This window comes from Pontibacter aquaedesilientis (assembly GCF_014773225.1).
In the GTDB taxonomy this organism is placed as follows: Bacteria; Bacteroidota; Bacteroidia; order Cytophagales; family Hymenobacteraceae; genus Pontibacter; species Pontibacter aquaedesilientis.
In genome coordinates, this window is the sequence record NZ_JACXAJ010000002.1 from 795,996 (window position 1) to 814,086 (window position 18,091).

15 protein-coding genes are annotated in these 18,091 nt (G+C 50.7%); 3 read left to right on the top strand and 12 right to left on the bottom strand.

Annotation, left to right across the window (positions count from 1 at the left end):
• Positions 1-17: 17 nt before the first annotated feature.
• The 5 genes from H9Q13_RS08435 to bioB all read right to left on the bottom strand — a co-directional run bounded on the left by H9Q13_RS08435 (position 18) and on the right by bioB (position 5,548).
• Positions 18-1,220 carry a beta-ketoacyl synthase N-terminal-like domain-containing protein gene (locus tag H9Q13_RS08435; RefSeq protein WP_191183308.1) on the bottom strand — a complete coding sequence of 401 codons (1,203 nt, stop codon included), beginning with the start codon at positions 1,218-1,220 and terminating at the stop codon, positions 18-20.
• A 111-nt stretch (positions 1,221-1,331) separates the two neighbouring features.
• Entirely contained in the window at positions 1,332-2,648 is a 1,317-nt protein-coding gene (gene bioA, locus H9Q13_RS08440) for an adenosylmethionine--8-amino-7-oxononanoate transaminase (RefSeq protein ID WP_191183309.1), read from the bottom strand.
• 84 nt (positions 2,649-2,732) lie between these two features.
• Positions 2,733-3,347, bottom strand: coding sequence for a dethiobiotin synthase (bioD, locus tag H9Q13_RS08445; RefSeq protein ID WP_191183310.1), 615 nt, complete (start codon positions 3,345-3,347; stop codon positions 2,733-2,735).
• Positions 3,344-4,477: an aminotransferase class I/II-fold pyridoxal phosphate-dependent enzyme gene (locus tag H9Q13_RS08450; protein ID WP_191183311.1), complete on the bottom strand. Its 1,134-nt coding sequence runs from the start codon at positions 4,475-4,477 to the stop codon at positions 3,344-3,346. Before H9Q13_RS08450 ends, bioD begins: the two co-directional genes overlap by 4 nt.
• 69 nt (positions 4,478-4,546) lie before the next feature.
• Positions 4,547-5,548 carry a biotin synthase BioB gene (gene bioB / locus H9Q13_RS08455; RefSeq protein WP_191183312.1) on the bottom strand — a complete coding sequence of 334 codons (1,002 nt, stop codon included), beginning with the start codon at positions 5,546-5,548 and terminating at the stop codon, positions 4,547-4,549.
• A gap of 300 nt (positions 5,549-5,848) precedes the next feature.
• Between bioB and H9Q13_RS08460 the strand changes: the two genes are divergently transcribed.
• On the top strand, positions 5,849-6,991 hold the full coding sequence (locus tag H9Q13_RS08460) for a DEAD/DEAH box helicase (protein WP_191183313.1): 1,143 nt from the start codon (positions 5,849-5,851) through the stop codon (positions 6,989-6,991).
• A gap of 68 nt (positions 6,992-7,059) precedes the next feature.
• Here H9Q13_RS08460 and H9Q13_RS08465 read toward each other — a convergent pair whose 3' ends face one another.
• The 5 genes from H9Q13_RS08465 to H9Q13_RS08485 all read right to left on the bottom strand — a co-directional run bounded on the left by H9Q13_RS08465 (position 7,060) and on the right by H9Q13_RS08485 (position 12,523).
• On the bottom strand, positions 7,060-8,727 hold the full coding sequence (locus tag H9Q13_RS08465) for an alpha-amylase family protein (protein ID WP_191183314.1): 1,668 nt from the start codon (positions 8,725-8,727) through the stop codon (positions 7,060-7,062).
• An 84-nt stretch (positions 8,728-8,811) separates the two neighbouring features.
• Entirely contained in the window at positions 8,812-9,258 is a 447-nt protein-coding gene (locus H9Q13_RS08470; RefSeq protein WP_191183315.1) for a GNAT family N-acetyltransferase, read from the bottom strand.
• The gene (locus H9Q13_RS08475; protein ID WP_191183316.1) at positions 9,258-10,586 is read right to left on the bottom strand and encodes a toxin-antitoxin system YwqK family antitoxin; all 1,329 of its coding nucleotides are present in this window, start codon (positions 10,584-10,586) and stop codon (positions 9,258-9,260) included. Before H9Q13_RS08475 ends, H9Q13_RS08470 begins: the two co-directional genes overlap by 1 nt.
• Before the next feature lie 35 nt (positions 10,587-10,621).
• Positions 10,622-11,155: a HEAT repeat domain-containing protein gene (locus H9Q13_RS08480; protein WP_191183317.1), complete on the bottom strand. Its 534-nt coding sequence runs from the start codon at positions 11,153-11,155 to the stop codon at positions 10,622-10,624.
• A gap of 183 nt (positions 11,156-11,338) precedes the next feature.
• Positions 11,339-12,523, bottom strand: coding sequence for an acetyl-CoA C-acyltransferase (locus tag H9Q13_RS08485; RefSeq protein WP_191183318.1), 1,185 nt, complete (start codon positions 12,521-12,523; stop codon positions 11,339-11,341).
• A 351-nt stretch (positions 12,524-12,874) separates the two neighbouring features.
• Between H9Q13_RS08485 and H9Q13_RS08490 the strand changes: the two genes are divergently transcribed.
• Positions 12,875-15,799, top strand: coding sequence for a S9 family peptidase (locus H9Q13_RS08490; protein WP_191183319.1), 2,925 nt, complete (start codon positions 12,875-12,877; stop codon positions 15,797-15,799).
• Positions 15,800-15,876: 77 nt separating this feature from the next.
• Here the strand turns inward: H9Q13_RS08490 and H9Q13_RS08495 are convergent, their stop codons facing one another.
• Positions 15,877-16,482: a hypothetical protein gene (locus H9Q13_RS08495; protein WP_191183320.1), complete on the bottom strand. Its 606-nt coding sequence runs from the start codon at positions 16,480-16,482 to the stop codon at positions 15,877-15,879.
• 273 nt (positions 16,483-16,755) lie between these two features.
• On the bottom strand, positions 16,756-17,217 hold the full coding sequence (locus H9Q13_RS08500) for a PaaI family thioesterase (protein ID WP_191183321.1): 462 nt from the start codon (positions 17,215-17,217) through the stop codon (positions 16,756-16,758).
• Between the two features lie 213 nt (positions 17,218-17,430).
• On the opposite strand from H9Q13_RS08500, the gene H9Q13_RS08505 reads away from it, so the two are divergent.
• Entirely contained in the window at positions 17,431-17,916 is a 486-nt protein-coding gene (locus tag H9Q13_RS08505; protein ID WP_191183322.1) for a hypothetical protein, read from the top strand.
• The last annotated feature ends 175 nt before the right edge of the window (positions 17,917-18,091 follow it).

The following is an 18,091-nucleotide window of genomic DNA, read 5'->3' on the forward strand; positions in this document are numbered from 1 at the left end:
GGAAATATAGGACTGAGTTATTGAATAATGCGAAGCAAGAGACTCGCTGCATTCCCACCAAAACCGGCGGCATTAATCATGATACGACGCAGGCTGGTCGGGTATTGATCGACAACAAGGAGAGGATATTTAGGGAATTGCAGTTGTTGATAGCGCAGCAAAATAAGGGCATATTGCAAGCTGAGCGCACCAGAGGCCCCCAAGGTATGCCCCACTAGCCATTTGTTTGTGGATAAGGCTGGTGTTTGGCCGCCGAACACCGCATTGATGGCCGCTAACTCTGCTTTGTCCCCTGATCGGGTGCCGGGTGTATGCGTAATGATCAGGTCGATGGATTGATCTTGCTGTGGCAGTTGCCGGATGGCCTGCCGCATGGATTTCTGAAAATTCAGGCCTTCCGTTGAAATACCTGTCTTGCTGGTAATAGGCTCAAAGCCGAGTCCGACTGCTTCTACGATGACATCACCTGGCTGAAGCTCAACAGCGGTTACTTTCTCCAAAGCCAGTATACCTGCCCCTTCTCCCAGCACAAATGTGTTTTGCCTTGCCGCACCAAATGGCTGGCAGGGGTAAGGATGATCGTGGAGCTTAGAATAAATACCGATGGCTTTCATTTGGGCGATGGTGAAGTCGGTAAGAGGTGCCTCGGTACCGCCAGCCAGAAATCGCTCAGCCATACCTGACTTTAGCCACGCTATACCGTTTGCAATAGCCATCAGCGCCGTGCTGCAGGTAATGGAGTGGCTGATTTGCGCCCCACCTGCATTGACAGCGTGTGCAACCCAACTGGACAAATTGCCTAAGGTGGTGGTAGGCGAGGAGGAGGCCGAAAGTTGTTCCTGCTGGAAAGCTTGAAAATACTGCTCAAACAGTCCGGTTGCCCCACGCGACGAGCCGATGTTAACGGCCAAGTCATCTTGTTGCATTCCGTTTTCAGTTAACCAGCCAGCCTGCTGACAAGCCTGCCGGGCAGCGTAAATGGCCATGAGCACTGATCGGTCCAGCTGCCTGTACTCAGGATTGGAGTTAATCAGCCGCTCGAGTTCCAGTTCTGCTCCGGGTGGGAGTGCTGCAACAGGGGTAGGTTGATTTTGATGTTGAATGGTTTTAAAAGCAGGTATGCCGGAGTTGTAAGCATGCGCTATACCTGCTTCGTCGATACCAAGCGGTAAAATAGCGCCGAAGCCTCTTATCACGATATGTTCCTGTACATCTTCCAATCCGGTAGCAAAGGTAACAAATAGAACAATGAGAATGAGCAGACCTGTAGCGGTCTGTGGGCAGAAGTGAAATTAACTCTTCAATAACGGAAGGTATAGCGGCGGCTCTTGCTAATCGTGCAGGGTTGTCTGCGTGGGTGGTTCGAAATGGCGGGTACCGGTTATAATCTGCTGCATGCCCATTATCGTTTCATAAATCAAGCCGAGCTGCTCATTGGTGATGCAATAGGGAGGAATCACATAGATGATGTTGCCCAAAGGACGAAGAATAACGCCCTGCTCTAACGCGAAACTGTACAAGGTATCGCCCAATTTGTTGAAGTAGGAGGTGCCGTCGGCTTCAAACTCAACAGCCAGGATTGTTCCTTGCTGGCGTACCTGCTTTACTTTTGGCAACTCCTTAATCCGCTCCGAAAACGCAGCATGCTGCTGACTTATGCGTTCAATATCGCCCTGAGTATTATCCAGTAACAGCAAGTCCATGCTAGCCAGGCCAGCTGCGCAGGCAACAGGGTTGCCGGTATAGCTGTGGCCGTGGAACAAGGTTTTTAACTTGTCGTCGCTCAGGAAGGCTTCGTAAATCTTCTCGTTGCAAGACGTGGCGCCCAATGCCATAGTGCCACCTGTCAGACCTTTGGACATAGTTACCATGTCTGGTTTGTGCTGGAGGTAGTCACTGGCGAACAGGCGGCCAGTGCGGCCAAAGCCAGTCATTACCTCATCTGCAATGGCAAGGATGTTATGCTGCTGGCAAACAGCCAAGAGTTGATCCAGCACTTCCGGGGTATACATGACCATGCCGGCGGTGCCCAGCACAAGCGGCTCGTAAATGAAAGCGGCTACATCACCGTTAAGGGCGAAGGTTTGTAATTGCTCCACAGTTACCTCTTCAGAACCAGGTATAGGCACCTCAATAAACTCAACCTCAAACAGGTATGACCAGAAAGGTGCCGTGAAGGCACTGCGGGCGCTGACGGCCATGGCCCCGAAGGTATCGCCGTGGTAACTGTCCCGGAAGGCGATAATCTTCCTCTTCGGTGTGTCCAGGTTTTGCCAGTATTGTATCGCCATTTTCAGCGCTACTTCTACGGCAGTTGAGCCGTTGTCGGAATAGAAGATGCGGCTTTGGCCTTGTGGCAAAATCTGGAGGAGTCGCTCGGCAAAAGTAACAGCGGCCGAGTGTGTAAAACCAGCGAAAATGACATGCTCCAGCGTTTGCAACTGCTCGGCTACTTTCCGGGCAATATAGGGGTGGGCATGTCCGTGCAGGTTTACCCACCACGAGGCTACCCCATCCACATAACTACTTCCGTCTTCGGCATACAGCATAGCGCCTTCACCCCTAACGATAGGTATAGGGAGTGCGGCCGTCTTCATTTGCGTGTACGGATGCCAGATAACGTTATGGTCGCGTTCTGCTAGAGTCAATGTTGAATGAGTGAATCAGTGATTGCGTGAATTTTGTAGAGTTTAATCAATAGGCAAACGCTTCGTATAACTTTTGTTACGAGTTTAGAGGTATCCTGTGAAATTCTTAGCGTACTCAGCCACAGCCTCCTGACAGAAGTCGGCTTCCTGGCGGATGGACGGCAAACGACGCAAACCGGTGTACTTGATGATAAAGTCTTCGGAGGTCTGGCTCTCCTCCCCGTTGAAGATGATGCCTGCCACTGGCACTTTTCTGTAGCGCAATACCTCGGCCGTGAGCAAAGTATGGTTGATGCTGCCAAGGTAGTTTCTGGAAACCAGGATCACCTCCAAGCCCAGTTGCTGCACTAAATCGAGCACCAAATAACGCTTGTTCAGCGGAACCATCAAACCACCCGCTCCTTCCACGATCAGGTTGTTCTGGGTTTCTGGCAAGTGCAAGCCATGCACATCGATTTCGATACCTTCTGCCGCTGCCGCCTTGTGTGGCGACGCCGCCATTTTAAGGCGGTAGGCTTCCGGGTGAAATACGGACTGCTCATTTGATACCAGACTCCTGACCATGTCTGTGTCGGTGAAATCGAGTCCTCCCGCCTGCACGGGTTTCCAGTAATCAGCTTGTAAGGCTTCGGTGAGAATGGCTGCGGCAACTGTCTTGCCAACGTCCGTTCCGATGCCTGTTACAAAATATCTTTTCATGTACCTTTCGCTATGGCCTGCACGAGGCCGTCAATTTCTTCTTCACTATTATAGGCATGCACGATCACGCGAAGCCGCTCAGTGCCGGTAGGCACCGTGGGGGCGAACACGGGACGCACATCAAATCCTGCTTTTTGCAATGCAGCTGCCAGCATCTTGAGTTGCCGGGGCTGTTGCGGGAAAACAGATAAAATAACACTGTTTTCCGGGGTGCAGCGAATGCCGCTCAGTTTGTTCAGTTTTTGGTACAGTAGGTTCGCAAGTTGCTGCACGCGCTCACGCGCAGGCGTAAGTTCAGGCAGCAGGGTATACCCACACTTCAATGCCAGCAGCGCATGCGTCGGCAGGCCAGTGGTATATATAAATGCTCTGCTATAGTTAATCAAAAATTCGCGCAGCAGCTGTGGCCCTACCACGGCTGCCCCATGGCTACCCATGGCTTTGCCATACGTGATGATCTGCGCAAACACCTGCTTTTCAAGCCCAAGGGCCACGGTCAGTCCTTCGCCTTTTGGGCCGTACAGCCCCACGGCATGGGCCTCGTCCACAATCAAGGCGGCACCTTGCGCCTCACAGAGTTGTGCCAGTTCCTGTAGCGGAGCTTTATCGCCGTCCATGGAGTAAACAGATTCTACTACCACGTATACCTGTCCGGTGGCATGCTTGAGTTTTAGCTTCAGATCTTCCACACTGTTGTGCCGGAAACTGAAGCTCTTGGCAAAGCTGAGTCGCAGGCCGTCTTTCATCGAAGCATGGCTGGACTCATCGTAAAACACGGTGTCGCCGCGCTGCGGCAAAGCGGATAATAAACCCACATTGGCCATGTAGCCGGAGTTAAAAAGTAGTGCCGCTTCTCCATGGTGATAAGACGCGATTATACCTTCTAACTCTTCGAAAAGGCCGTGGTTGCCGGATAGCAGCCGGGAGCCAGTCGCTCCCAAAGGCAAATGAGCATAGTTATCCTCTTCCTTCTGGATGAGTGCCCGGAGCTTTTCGCTCCGAGCAAGGCCGAGGTAATCGTTTGAGCAGAAGTCTATGAGCCCGGCGGTGTTTTTAAGGGTGCGCAAATTGCCCTGCGCTGCCCGCTCCGCCAACTTCTGCTGTAGTTTATTTATTAGATTGTTAGACATTAGATGTTAGATACTAGACTCAATAATAAACACTTCTTTTTGGAAAGTCTAAAGTCTAGTATCTGACATCTAACATCTAGCGTCTACTACTTCTTCCTTAAATGACTTGCGTGGTGTCAGTCCCAGCAGATCAAACATGGCTTTGTCAGCGTCGAAGTCCGGGTTTGGCGTAGTCAACAGTTTTTCGCCCGTGAAGATGGAGTTAGCGCCGGCCAGGAAGCAAAGTGCCTGATCGGTCACGCTCATGCGCTCACGGCCTGCCGACAGTCGTACCATCGTTTTCGGCATCAGGATACGGGCTGTTGCGATCATGCGCACCATTTCCCATACCGTTACCAATGGCTGGTTCTCAAGCGGAGTTCCTTTAACCGGCACCAGTGCATTCACCGGCACGGATTCCGGGTGCTGCACCAACGTTGACAAGGTATAGAGCATTCCAATGCGGTCTTCATCTGTCTCTCCCAAACCGATAATACCACCTGAGCAAACGGATATACCTGCCTTGCGCACGTTATCAATCGTGTCCAGACGGTCGCCGTAGGTACGGGTCGTAATAATATTAGAGTAATTTTCTTCTGAAGTATCGAGGTTGTGGTTATAGGCGTACAGACCAGCTTCTTTCAGCTTTTCGGCCTGGTACTCGTTCACCATACCCAGGGTACAGCAAACTTCCAGTCCCATGTCGTTCACGCCCTTCACCATGTCGAGCACCTTGTCGAAGTCGCGGTTGTCGCGCACCTCGCGCCAGGCAGCACCCATGCAAAAGCGGGTGGAACCCCCGTCTTTGGCACGCTGTGCCGCCGTCAGCACCTGGTCCTGGCTCAGCAGTTTGTGCACATCCACACCCGTGTGGAAGCGTGCCGCTTGCGGACAGTAAGAGCAGTCTTCCGGACAGCCGCCAGTTTTCACTGACAGCAAGGTGCATACCTGCACCTCGCCAGTCGCCTGGTGTTGCTTGTGCACATTGGCTGCCTCTACGATCAGCTCCAATACTGGCTTATAATAAATCGCCTTTATCTCTTCCAGACTCCAATCATTGCGGAGGCCTGCATTTTGTCCGTTTTGCGTCATGGTGCTCGTGTTTGGATTACGAAGGTAATTTGAAGATTTAGGAATAAAAAATCAAACATATGGGTATGTTTGGTGGATAACTTGTTAACTAATTCAGCAACTGTACTATTTCTGTGGAAAAAATGGTTTGTTAATTTGTTGGAAATAAAATTTCAGGGAAGCTCCGTTCGCTTCCTGAATGTAAAAGATGGTAGCCCCAGGATGACACGATGCTGATTTGGGTAAGGGCTGATTGGGTGCAAATTTTCGTACCTTTGCACTGGCCGGATACTTTGCCAGGCCATTTATAATTGATTTTCTATGTCATTCTCTTCGTTGGGCCTTTCTGCGCCGCTGCTCCATGCCATTAAAGATCAAGGCTATACAGCTCCCTACCCTATACAGCAGGAGGCCATACCTGCGGTTCTCAAAGGCCGGGATATTTTAGGTATAGCTCAAACCGGTTCGGGTAAGACGGCCAGTTTTGCACTGCCGATCCTGGAAATGTTTCAAAAGAAAGCAGCCGGCCGCAACCGGTATGTGCGCGCGCTGGTGCTGGTGCCTACCCGCGAACTGGCCGTTCAGATAGAAGAGGTTTTCAAAAACTTCGGGAAAGAACTGGCGCGTCATGTAAAATCCCTGGCGGTATATGGCGGTGTCTCCATCAACCCACAAATGATGAAGCTGAGCGGTACCGACGTGCTGGTAGCCACGCCCGGCAGATTGCTGGACCTGATCGAGAGCAAAGCGGTGCAGTTATCAGAAGTAGAGGTGTTGGTGCTGGATGAGGCGGATAAAATACTGAACCTGGGTTTTCAGGAGGAAGTGAACAAAATACTGGCTCTGCTGCCCAACAGGCGTCAGAACCTGCTCTTCTCCGCCACACTCAGCGGAGATGTAGACAACCTGATTGCTGAACTGCTCACTGACCCTTTGAAGATCACCATCAAGGAAGAAGCCTCGGTGCCTGATCTGATCAAACAGGTGGCTTATCAGGTAAGCCCTGAAAAGAAAGGTCCGCTGTTACGCTACATTATCCGGCAAAGCGACATGCAGCAGGTGCTGGTGTTTGTGTCGTCGAAGCGCACGGCCGACAACGTGGCCGGCAAACTGTACAAGCATGGTATAGACGCAGCCGCGTTTCACGGGGACAAAAGCCAGGGCGGCAGAACGGAAGCGCTGAAACTGTTTAAGGCGGGCAAACTACGAGTATTGGTGGCCACAGATTTGGCCTCACGCGGTATAGACATTAAGTTCCTACCTTACGTTGTCAATTACGAACTGCCGCGCTCTCCCAAAGACTACGTGCACCGCATTGGCCGCACAGGCCGCGCCGAAGCCTCTGGAGAAGCCATCTCGTTGATCACGCCGGAAGATGCGCACCACTTCAAGATCATCCAGAAAAAAATGGGGAAACGGGTGGAGGTTCTGCCTACTGACGAAATCGACCTACAGGGCCAATAAAACCTGCTGGTGCGGACAGATCTGCCCGCACCAGCAGGTATAGAACAAGCAGGTATAGAGACATCCCGTTAGCTTTTCTTGAGCAAATGACTAAGGTCCCCAGCACGGAACCAGCGGTATCCGTAGGCATCCAGGGTGATGTAGTGCTTGCCTTTGTTGTCGGCCTCGCTCTCGTAGTTCACCATCATGTCGATTAGTTTATGCTCCTTTTCCTGTACTTTGGATCGCTTCTGCTTTAGGTCAATGATCACTTCATGTGCTTTTTCATCAAAATTGTGCAGGATTAGCAGCGAACTTCCCTGCCAGCTGTAGTGCAGGCAGAGCACCTGAGGTTTGTTTGTTTTCAAAATCTGCCAGTCCCCAAAGCCGATCTCGGTGCACTCTTGCCGTAGGCGTATCAGGGCGGTCATCCAGTTGAGAAGCGAGTCCGGCTCACGGCGCTGCGTCTCCACATTCACAAGATGATAGGAATAAGGCCCCTTGTCGATGACCGGATGGATCAGTTTGTCGGCTTTAGAAAAACCTGCCTGGTACTCGTTTGACCATTGCATAGGCGTGCGTACCGCGTCGCGTTCTTCCAGACTTAAGTCATCGCCCATACCTATTTCATCGCCGTAGCGAATAACAGGTGTGCCCGGCAACGAGAACATCAGGCTATACGCCAGCTCGGTCTGTTGCCGGTTGCCCAGCATGGTGGATAGCCTTCGGCGTATGCCCCGCTCATAAAGTTGCATGTTCTCCTTAGGGCCAAAACGGGCAAACACTTTCTCGCGTTGCTCATCGGTCAGGCGGCCAAGGTCCAACTCGTCATGGTTGCGGAGGAAGTGCGCCCACTGCACTGTAGGGATATGCGTGCGGGTTTCTTCCAAAGCCTCCACCAAGGGCTCCAGTTCTCCGGTGGCCAATGCGTAAAACAGGTGCTGGTTCACATAAAAGTTGAACATCATCTGAATGCCTTCGCCTTCGTCTCCAAAGTATTTTTTTGTCTCCTCCGGAAGCACATTGGCCTCACCCAACAGAATGGCGTCGCCGCGGCGCCACTGCAGAAAGCGACGCATCTCCCGCAGGTAGTCAAAATTTTGTTTATGGTTATCGGATCCTGGAACTGGCGATTCGATGATAAATGGTACCGCGTCCACCCGAAAGCCAGCCACACCCAACTCCAGCCAGAAACCCATGATCCGTTGTATCTCGGCTCTAACCTCGGGGTTATCCATGTTGAGGTCGGGTTGAAAATCGTAGAAGCGGTGGAAATACCAGGATTTAGCTTTCTTATCGTAGGTCCAGGTAGAATTCTGCACACCAGGAAACACCATGCCTTCGTCCCAGTCAGAGGGTTTTTTCTTGGACCAGACATACCAGTCGCGGTGTTTGGCATTCTCGCTGCTGCGGGCGTCCTGAAACCAGGGATGCTGGTCGGAGGTATGGTTCACCACCAGGTCGATGATGACTTTGATGCCTCGCTTGTTAGCCTGGTGCATAAACTCCACGAAGTTGCCGCTGGAGCCATGTCGCTGATCCACGCCATAGTAGTCGTAGATGTCGTAGCCGTTGTCTTTGTTTGGGGTGGGTTGGAAAGGGGCCAGCCATACCGTGTCGATGCCCATGGCATTGAGATAGTCGAGGCGTCGGGCGAGCCCTTCAAAATCGCCTACACCGTCGCCGTTCAGGTCCATGAACGTTTCGAGGTCCAGGCTATACATGATTGCGTTTTTATACCATAGTTCTTCCAGCATAGTGAATCGGGTTGGTTAGAATGCGTGATTCGTCTATACGGGAGTCTATGGGTAAAAGTCGGTGCAGGTAGGGATAGGGATCGGTTAGTGCCTTGCCTGAGTCATCCAGTCTGCGTGGCGCATTTCAAATTTAAGTTCGGAGCCAGCGTGTATACCTGTTTCGCGCCAGCCCTGCCTGCGGTAAAATTGCTCGGCCCGTGTGCCGGGGTCCGTGCCCAGCCAGATCGTTTCTTTTGTTTGTTGGAAGTACCAGTCGAGCATGAGGCGGTGCAGTTGTTTGCCTATACCTTGGCCTTCGAATTCTGGCAGCATGAACAAGGCCCATACGTTGCGGTCTTGCAGGTCCACGATCGAAAAACCAACCACCTGGCCGTCTACCTCGCATACCCAGCCTTTGCCGCGCTCCGTCAGGTATAGCGCACAAAGTTCGTCTGTAACTTTTGCGGGGTCGGAGAGGATGTTTTCTTTCACAGAGTGGCGGATGAGCTGGAGTCGGGGTATGTCGGCGGTAGTGGCTTCGCGGAAGAACATTACTTCTCTTTCTCCTCCACAACCTCACCGTTGCGGTAAAGACGTGTCTTGTATACCTTGCCTTCCGGGGTTTGGTACTTCCAGGTGCCGGTGGCTTTGTTGTTGCGGTTCTGACCGATTACCTCCACTTTGCCATCTTCGAAAAACTGCTTATATGCTCCGAAGCGCAGCCCATCTTTGTAGCTGGTCTCTGACTTCAGCTTGCCGCTTTCATAATACTCCTGGCTGCTGACAATCTTGCCGTTGTCTTTGTCATATTTATACCTGTCTTTCACCTGGCCGTTTTCATGGTATACCTGTCGCTCGCCCACCAGCTTTCCGGCAACGTAGTTTTCAGATACCTCCACCTTTTTTCCCGGACCATCGAAGTAACTTTTCCAGTTGCCAGTGCGCAGTTTGTTCTTGTATTGCTCTTCGGCTTTTATGTTTCCGGATGGGTAATAAAGAGTGATCTTGCGATCGTCGCCGTTGTTGCTGTACTGTCCTTCTTCCTTTAGTTTGCCGTCTTCGAAATATACCTGCGAAAGCCCTTGTACCTGTCCGTTGCGGTAAGTGATCATGCTGCGCAGGTTGCCGTTCTCGAAATAAGCCTTAGACGGGCCGTGCATTTTACCTGAGGCAAAACTTCCCTCGGTGCTCAGCTTACCGCTCCGGTAATAGCTTTTGAAGGAGCCGTTGCGCTGACCCGCCACATTGATCACTTCTGTCTCGAGCTGTCCATTGTCGTAGTAGGTTTTGTAAGAGCCCTCCAGCATACCGTTGCGATAAGTGGCTTCAGTCTCGAGGTTGCCGTTATCGAAGTAAGTTTTAGCCGGGCCGTTCTGCTGACTGTTCTTGTAAGTGATCTCCGATTTCAGCTTGCCGTTCGGGTAATACTCCCGCACCAGCCCCTCCGGGAATCCGTTGACAAAAGAGGTTTCCTTGCGCACATTGCCATCGGGGTAGAAAGTCCTGAACATGTCGCTCTGCTGGTCCTTGACGTAGCTGCCTTCCTGCAGCAAACGACCATCCGGATGGAAAGCACGGAAAGGTCCCTGCTTCTGATCCTGCACATAAGTTACCTGCATGCGGGGCTGACCATTTTGGTAAAACTCCGTGAACACGCTGTCTTTTTTGCCCTCCACAAACTTGGCAAAAGCCTCCCGTTCGCCGGTAGGGTAGTAGCGGTTGTAGTAGCCTACAATGGCCGAGTCAGGCGTGATGTAGTATACCTCTTTCACGGTTGTCATGGACTCGTCGTGGTGGGTTACCACTTTTCGTTGCGCCTGCCCAAAAGCAGTAACACTGAGGAGCAAAACAGCCGGTAAGATGGAAAGTAATTTCGACATAGGTAAAATATCTGACTGATGAATAGGGTAGGAAGCTATACCTTCTTTTTGATGATCTCTTTGGCCACCAACTTGAGGAAAGGGTCTGTGTCTCTTACATAGGGTTTCGCCAGTTCAATCGCCTTGGTAGGGTTTACCTGGCTCAAACTCAGCAGGGCACGTCTTTTCACATACTTGTCTTCCTCGCTGTTGATCAGGTGCAGGAGCATTTTCTCGCGGCCCTCCACTTCTGTATGTGAGAGTAGTTCAGCCATTTGCCACCTGGCCTGTGGCTGGTCTGAGTAAACAGCTTTTCGTACAAAGCGCAGCTTATCATCCAGTTTCTCCTCCACGCTTTTCAGCAACAAGCCAGCCTCGTTATCAATGGATAGTGCGTATACCAGCAGCTGCGCCAGATCGTGGTTGAATTCCTGGTTTAGCTGTTCCAGTGCTTCATTGGCCACCTTGTACAGTACTTCCCAGCCGGGGTACTCAACTTCCCACTCGCCTAAGCCTCTTTGCTCATTATAGGTTTCGGGCGTCATATTGGCCCATTCCCAGAATTTGGCCAGTTCGGTTTCTAGTGACATAGTGTATTAAAATGCATGAACATCAAAAGTATAGGAATCAGTTTAATGTTTCGTGTAAGTGCTGTACCATTACTAATTTTGAATAGCTAAATTACTCATGTATCGATGTGCCGCTTATGTATAAAAAAGAAGCCTTACGGTATAACGTAAGGCTTCCTGCAAAAAATATACCTGTTAGGGTAATTACATTTTCTCGATTACAAGGGCAGAAGCTCCGCCACCGCCGTTGCAGATACCGGTCACACCAATTTTACCGCCTTTTTTGTCCAGCACATTGCAAAGCGTCGTCACGATGCGGGCTCCTGAAGCGCCTAGCGGGTGACCTAAAGATACAGCTCCACCAAACACGTTCACATTGCCGCCTTCCAGACCCAGGTTCTGGTTGTTCGCGATCGACACAACAGAAAACGCTTCGTTGATCTCGTAGAAATCTACTTCCTCAGGCGATACGCCGGCGTTTTTCAAAGCCTTAGGTATAGCCAATGATGGCGTTGTTGTAAACCAGATAGGGTCTTGCTCCGCGTCTGCAAAACCAAGGATCTTAGCGATAGGCTTCACGCCCAGTTCCTCCGCCTTCTCTTTGCTCATCAGCACGAGTGCCGCCGCACCGTCGTTCAGGGTAGAAGCGTTGGCCGCTGTTACTGTACCCGCCTTGTCAAACACAGGGCGCAGACCAGCAATTTTATCAAAATTTACTTTCTTGTACTCTTCATCTTCCGATACCACGATCGGGTCTTTGCCACGCTGCGGGATCTCCACCGGCACGATCTCGTCTTTCATCATACCTGCTTCAGCAGCTTCGGCTGATCTCTTGTAAGAGCTGATAGCGTACTCATCCTGCATTTCACGGGTGATCTTCATCTCACGGGCCGTGTTCTCAGCGGCATTGCCCATATGGAAGTCGTTGTAAACGTCCCACAGGCCGTCTTTCATCAAACCGTCGATCATCTGACCATGGCCTAACTTAGCGCCGAAACGAGCTTTGTCGAGGTAGTAAGGCACATTTGACATGCTTTCCATACCACCTGCCACGATCACGTCTTTGTGACCCAGCATGATTGCCTGCGCCGCATACATAATGGCTTTTGTGCCTGACGCGCATACCTTGTTGATAGTCGTACACTCTACGTTATAGCCAAGTCCGGCCTTCACAGCCGCCTGGCGTGCCGGAGCCTGACCTACGTTTGCAGAAAGCACATTGCCCATGATCACTTCCTGTACCTGATCTTTGTCAACACCCGCTTTTTCAAGCGCGCCTTTAATAGCGGCTGCACCCAGCTCCGTGGCAGAAAGGCTGGCCAAAACGCCACCAAAACTTCCGATCGGAGTACGTACAGCTGAAATGATATATACTTCTTTCGTTTGCATAAGATTGTGTCTAAATAGTTTTATAGTGTGAAATTATCAGGAATCAAGCTGAAAACCAAACAATCGTTAGGCAAATGGCTGCTGAATATTTTAACAGCCTTTTTGTTGAATCGCTGATCTGTGTTTTGCTCTATTGCTGCCTCTCTGAAAACGGATAAATTATTTGTGTAGTCAGGTAGGAAAGCGCATATGCCGATTTAGAAATTAAATATGAAATTGCCGGCCAGGACCATCTGACGTTAAACCCTGCCCATATAATTCCCTCTAAAGGTATAACACGCATTCACACAAAATAATTAGTACATTTAAAGAATCAATCACAATTCCCTAACCGATAGCCTAATCTCTACAATGAAGAACCTTTTAGTGTTGATGGCGCTGTTTGGAGCCGGTTTAAGCCAGGTCCAGGCACAGCAGCAAGCCACCAAAAAACCACTCACCCACGACGTATACGATAGCTGGAAGGGCGTAGGCGGCGACAAGATCTCCAACAACGGCCAGTACGTGCTGTTTAACGTCGATCCGCAGGAAGGCGATGGCGCCCTCTACATCCGAAACTACGCCAGCAAAGCGATGCGGGAGTTTGCCCGTGGCACAAAGGCGGAATTTACGAACGACAGCCGCTACGCCGTGTTCCAGATTAAGCCGGAGTATAACACAGTGCGTGCGCTCAAACTGAAGAAGAAAAAAGGCGATGATCTGCCTAAGGACTCGCTGGCTATCGTCACATTGGAGAACATGAACGTGGTGAAGGTGCCGCGCGTGAAATCCTATAAACTGCCAAAAGAAGGAAGTAACTGGGTAGCCTATCAGCTGGAAAAGCCGCTTCCGGCAAAGAAAGAAGCTGCCAAAAAGGAGGAAACAAAAGCTGAGACGCCAGCTATACCTGAAGCACCCAAAACAACCGAGGCCAAAACCGAACCGGCCAAAACCGTAGCCGCCAAACCAGCCGCCAAACCAAAGCAGAAAAAGTCGGAGGGCACAGAGCTGGTGCTGCGCAACCTGCAGTCCGGACAGGAGCACCGCTTTAACCGGGTGGTGGACTTCATGTTTTCTGAGAAGGGCAACATGCTCTATTTTGTGAAAGACGAACTCGACTCGCTACACACGGCGGGGGTGTACGCCTTTAGCACGGCCGACCTCAAGGTTATGCCGATCGACACGGGCAAGGTGACTTACAAAGGTATAAGCACAGACAAAACCGGCGAGCAACTGGCCTACGTGGCGACCAAAGACTCGGTAGGGGCGGAGATCCGTTATTTCAACCTTTACCACTGGACTAAAAAGGACAACAAAGCAATTACGCTGGCCGATACGGTGACGAAAGGAATGCCGCAGGCCTGGATGGTGAGCGAGCACGGCAACCTGCGTTTTTCGGAGGATGGCAAGCGCCTGTTCTTTGGCACCTTCCCGCGCCCGACACGCTTCGAGAAAGACACCACCAAACTGGAAGAAGAGAAAGTAAGCCTCGACATCTGGTCTTACAAAGATCCGCTCATACAGCCGATGCAGCTCAAGCAGCTGAGCCGCGACCAGAAGCGTTCTTTCCTGGCCCTATACGACCTGCGCGGCAAGAAAATGCAGCAGCTGGCCACCCTCGAAATGCCAGACGTATACCTGGATGCCTACGGACAAGGCGATGTGGCCCTTGGCGTGAGCGACGAGAAGTATAAGCTGACAATAGGCTACGACACGCCAACCCGCAAAGATGCCTACCTGATCGATTTGAAGAAAGGCACCACCAAACAGATCCTGTCGGAGACACGCGGCTATCCGCGCCTCTCGCCACAGGGCCAGTATGTATATTGGTATGAGCCAACCGACAGCAGCTGGCACACCATGTCGGCCAAGGGGGGCGCTAACATAAATCTGACCAAGCGCATTGGCCTGCCTTTCTATGAAGAGGACAATGATGTACCGGCCTTGCCAGGGGCCCATGGCGCAGCTGGCTGGGTAGAAAAAGACAATGCCCTGCTGGTGTACGACCGATACGACATCTGGAAACTGGACCCGAGCGGCAAGAAAGCCCCGGAAAACCTGACCGACCGGTATGGCCGCAACAATAAGCTGCGTCTGCGCTACGAGCAACTGGACGAAGAGGAGAAATTCATTCCGGAAAACGCCACGCTATACCTGAGTGCCTTCAACTATACCGACAAGTCGGCCGGTTTCTTCCGCGACTATGTGAGCAAAACGGCGCAGCCTGAGAAACTGGTCATGTCGCCGAACTCATACCTGGCTTTCCGCAAGGCGAAAAACACTGACCGGATCACTTTCCGGCGCGGTTCTTTCCGGGAGTATAGCGACCTCTATACCTCAGACCTGCGCTTTGCCCAAGTAGAAAAGCTGAGCGATGCCAACCCGCAGATGAGTGAGTACCGCTGGGGCAATGTGGAGTTGGTGAACTGGAAATCAACGGACGGTATACCTTTGGAGGGGCTGCTGTTCAAGCCAGAGAACTTCGACCCGAATAAGAAATATCCGATGCTGGTGTATTTCTACGAGCGTTCTTCCGATGGACTGCACAGCCATCGGGTGCCGGCTCCGAGCGCCTCTACCATCAACATCCCTTATTTTGTAAGCAACGACTACCTCGTGTTTGTGCCAGACATTGTGTATACCGACGGTTATCCGGGCGAGAGTGCCATGGACTGTATTATACCTGGTGTGCAGAGTCTGGTGGCGCAAGGCTTTGTGGATGACAAGAACATGGCACTGCAAGGGCAGAGCTGGGGTGGCTACCAGATCGCCTATATGGTGACGCGCACCAATCTGTTTAAGGCTGCCATGGCCGGAGCACCTGTATCCAACATGACAAGTGCCTACGGAGGCATACGTTGGGGTACTGGCCTGAGCCGCCAGTTCCAGTATGAGCGCACGCAAAGCCGCATTGGTGGCACCCTGTGGGAGAAGCCGATGCAGTTTATTGAGAACTCACCGATCTTCTTCGCCGATCGCGTAAAGACGCCACTGTTGATTATGCACAACGATCAGGACGGTGCTGTGCCTTGGTACCAGGGCATCGAGTATTTCATGGCCCTTCGCCGGCTTAACAAACCCGTGTGGATGCTGGTTTACAACGGCGAAGATCACAACCTGGTGCAGCGCAAAAACCGCAAGGATCTGTCGGTGCGCATGTCGCAGTTCTTTGACCACTACCTGAAAGGCGCTCCGGCACCGAAGTGGATGGAGCAGGGCGTACCTTCGTTGGTGAAAGGCAAAGACTATGGCCTAGAGTTAATTGAGCCGCAGGTTTCTGCCGCTCCACAGGAGTAGCGTTATGTACACGGCGCATCAAAAAGGGCACAGCCAACCGGCTGTGCCCTTTTTGATTTTGATGCGGTGCTTCTCTACTATCTGTTTCCGTTGTTCATGACTTTGATCTCTCCGCAGGCAACAGGAAGTGAAGGCCAGTACACGCCGTCAACCGTCATGCCATGCAGTACGATGACATTGTTTTGCAATGGAAGTACCCCTGCAGATACCTGAAAGGTCTGTGTATAGTTAATAGAGCCGTCAGGCGCTGTTGAGAATGGGGCAAGATCTAACAGGATAGGACCATAGAATGGCAAACCTTCCCCGAGTTCGACAAGCCCGTTGCCGTTGGTGTCGGCTGACATAGGCGGACAAACGGCGTTCTTGTTTTTGTCCATAAATCCGTGAATGTGCTGCACATGGAGCATGCCTGCTTCCAAACCGCTGGCCATTATGTTCACTGTGAGCATATTGCCTTCTAACATCAAGGTGGCTGTACCCATCACGCCAGAGCCATTCAAGGCCTTTATTTCAGCAGTATAGGTCTTGTTGAGGTTGTAAGACTTGCTTCTGTGTGCATTTTGTGCGTTAGAAGCCTCCAAAGATGCATCAGGAGTTACCTCAGTTTGTTCACAGGCAGTAAATGAAAAAAGCATGGCAGCAGCTGCCAAAAAGCCAGTTGTTTTTTGGATAATTCTTTTCATAGTTTTGTAATTTTTTAGTTTGATTAATCTACGAAGTAAGAATTCCAAAAATGAGGGTTAGCTCCAATATGACGGGTTAACGTACTTTAATACCGTGTGAGCGGGCAGATATTGTTTGTGAGTAAAAAATCCAGTTTTGAGGCAGGGTGCCTGAGTTTGAACATTGAATTGTAAATAAACAAGTGACGAAAGGTATACAGGATCGTGCAGCTATTGAGGCCCTGTGAGTAGACAGAGTTGAATTGCAATGGCTGGCAGAACTTAGGGGGATTCTTACGATTCCTCCTCCTGGTTTCCCGGTCTGTAATGCTCCAGACTGGTCCATGGTTGGTTTGTGCGCATAAACTGGCCGGTTCCGAAAGCCACTTCTTTGCCACGCTCGTTTTGCAAGGTAGCCTCCGCCACATACAGGTTTTTGCCGACAGAGCGCACAATGCCCGCTGCCTTTAAAGTACCGCCGCTGACAGGCCGTAGCAAATTAATTTGAAAAGAAGCAGTCACAATGAACACATCAGTTACCAAAGAAGCCACTGCGAAATAGGCTGCGTCGTCGAGCAGTTTAAAGTAAGTAGCGCCATGAATCGCTTGCGCCCCATGGAAATATTTCGGATCGACGGGCAATGTAATTTCTGCCTTGCTATGGGCTACGCTGATGGTGCTACCACTGAACAACTGTTGCACATTGGCGCCCAGGTATAGCTGCTCCAGTCTCCGGTAATGCTCTTCTTTCTTCATGTCAGCAGGTATAGACGGATGAAGGTACAAGTATAAGCAATCCGTGCAGGCAATTAGATTTTTATTGAAGAAAGAAATAAGTAGGTAGTGTGAGATAATTAGTATATTAGCTTGGCACTATGTATTGAGGTGAATAGGTGAAATTCACTCAATACATAGTGCAGATAGTAGGAGTAGGTACTCCTGCTATACGCTAGTTGAGCTTAATTATAAATGATGAATAAAGTAATTTTAGTACTTGTAGTTATTGCGTGCAGTTCCTTTGTTCAGACTGATAGCAAATTATGGCTTGCTGGAGAAGAACTCATCAAAACATTAAAAGCAGCAGCTCCTAAAGTAGAAGGTGAAGCAATACGTGAGTATCTATACCAAGACCTAAACTTTGACAACAAGTATGAAGTCATTGAGAAGGTAAACAAGATAGAAGAAGACGCACCTGGTTTTTTAAATGTTGAACTTTACCCAGCGTTCGAACTCCAGAGAGTATTCACCTACAGCGGCGGGAAATTTCATCGGGACTACAGTAAGTTCACAAATTACCTCGATAGCCGAGTCGAGTTTTATAGATTCTGGAAGAAGCAAATTCAGAATCCTGTCAATCTTTCTACAGATTCCAAAGAGCTGATAAAGGCAAACAAAGCCATGTTCATCAAAGAACTCGACCGACTGATTGAGCTTACTGAAAAACTGAAAAAATAACTTAGCTCAACAAAGGTAGCTGTTGCACAACTCCTCAGTAACTTCTGATTCCTATTCCTTTCCCCAAGGCGCCCCTTCTCCTGACACAAAAAATAACCACAAAAGCGTCCTCGACTCCGGTCTGGGCAGGGCCATGACGGCTGTCTGGCTTTTTTTCGGGGTAAAGCGCAGCAGT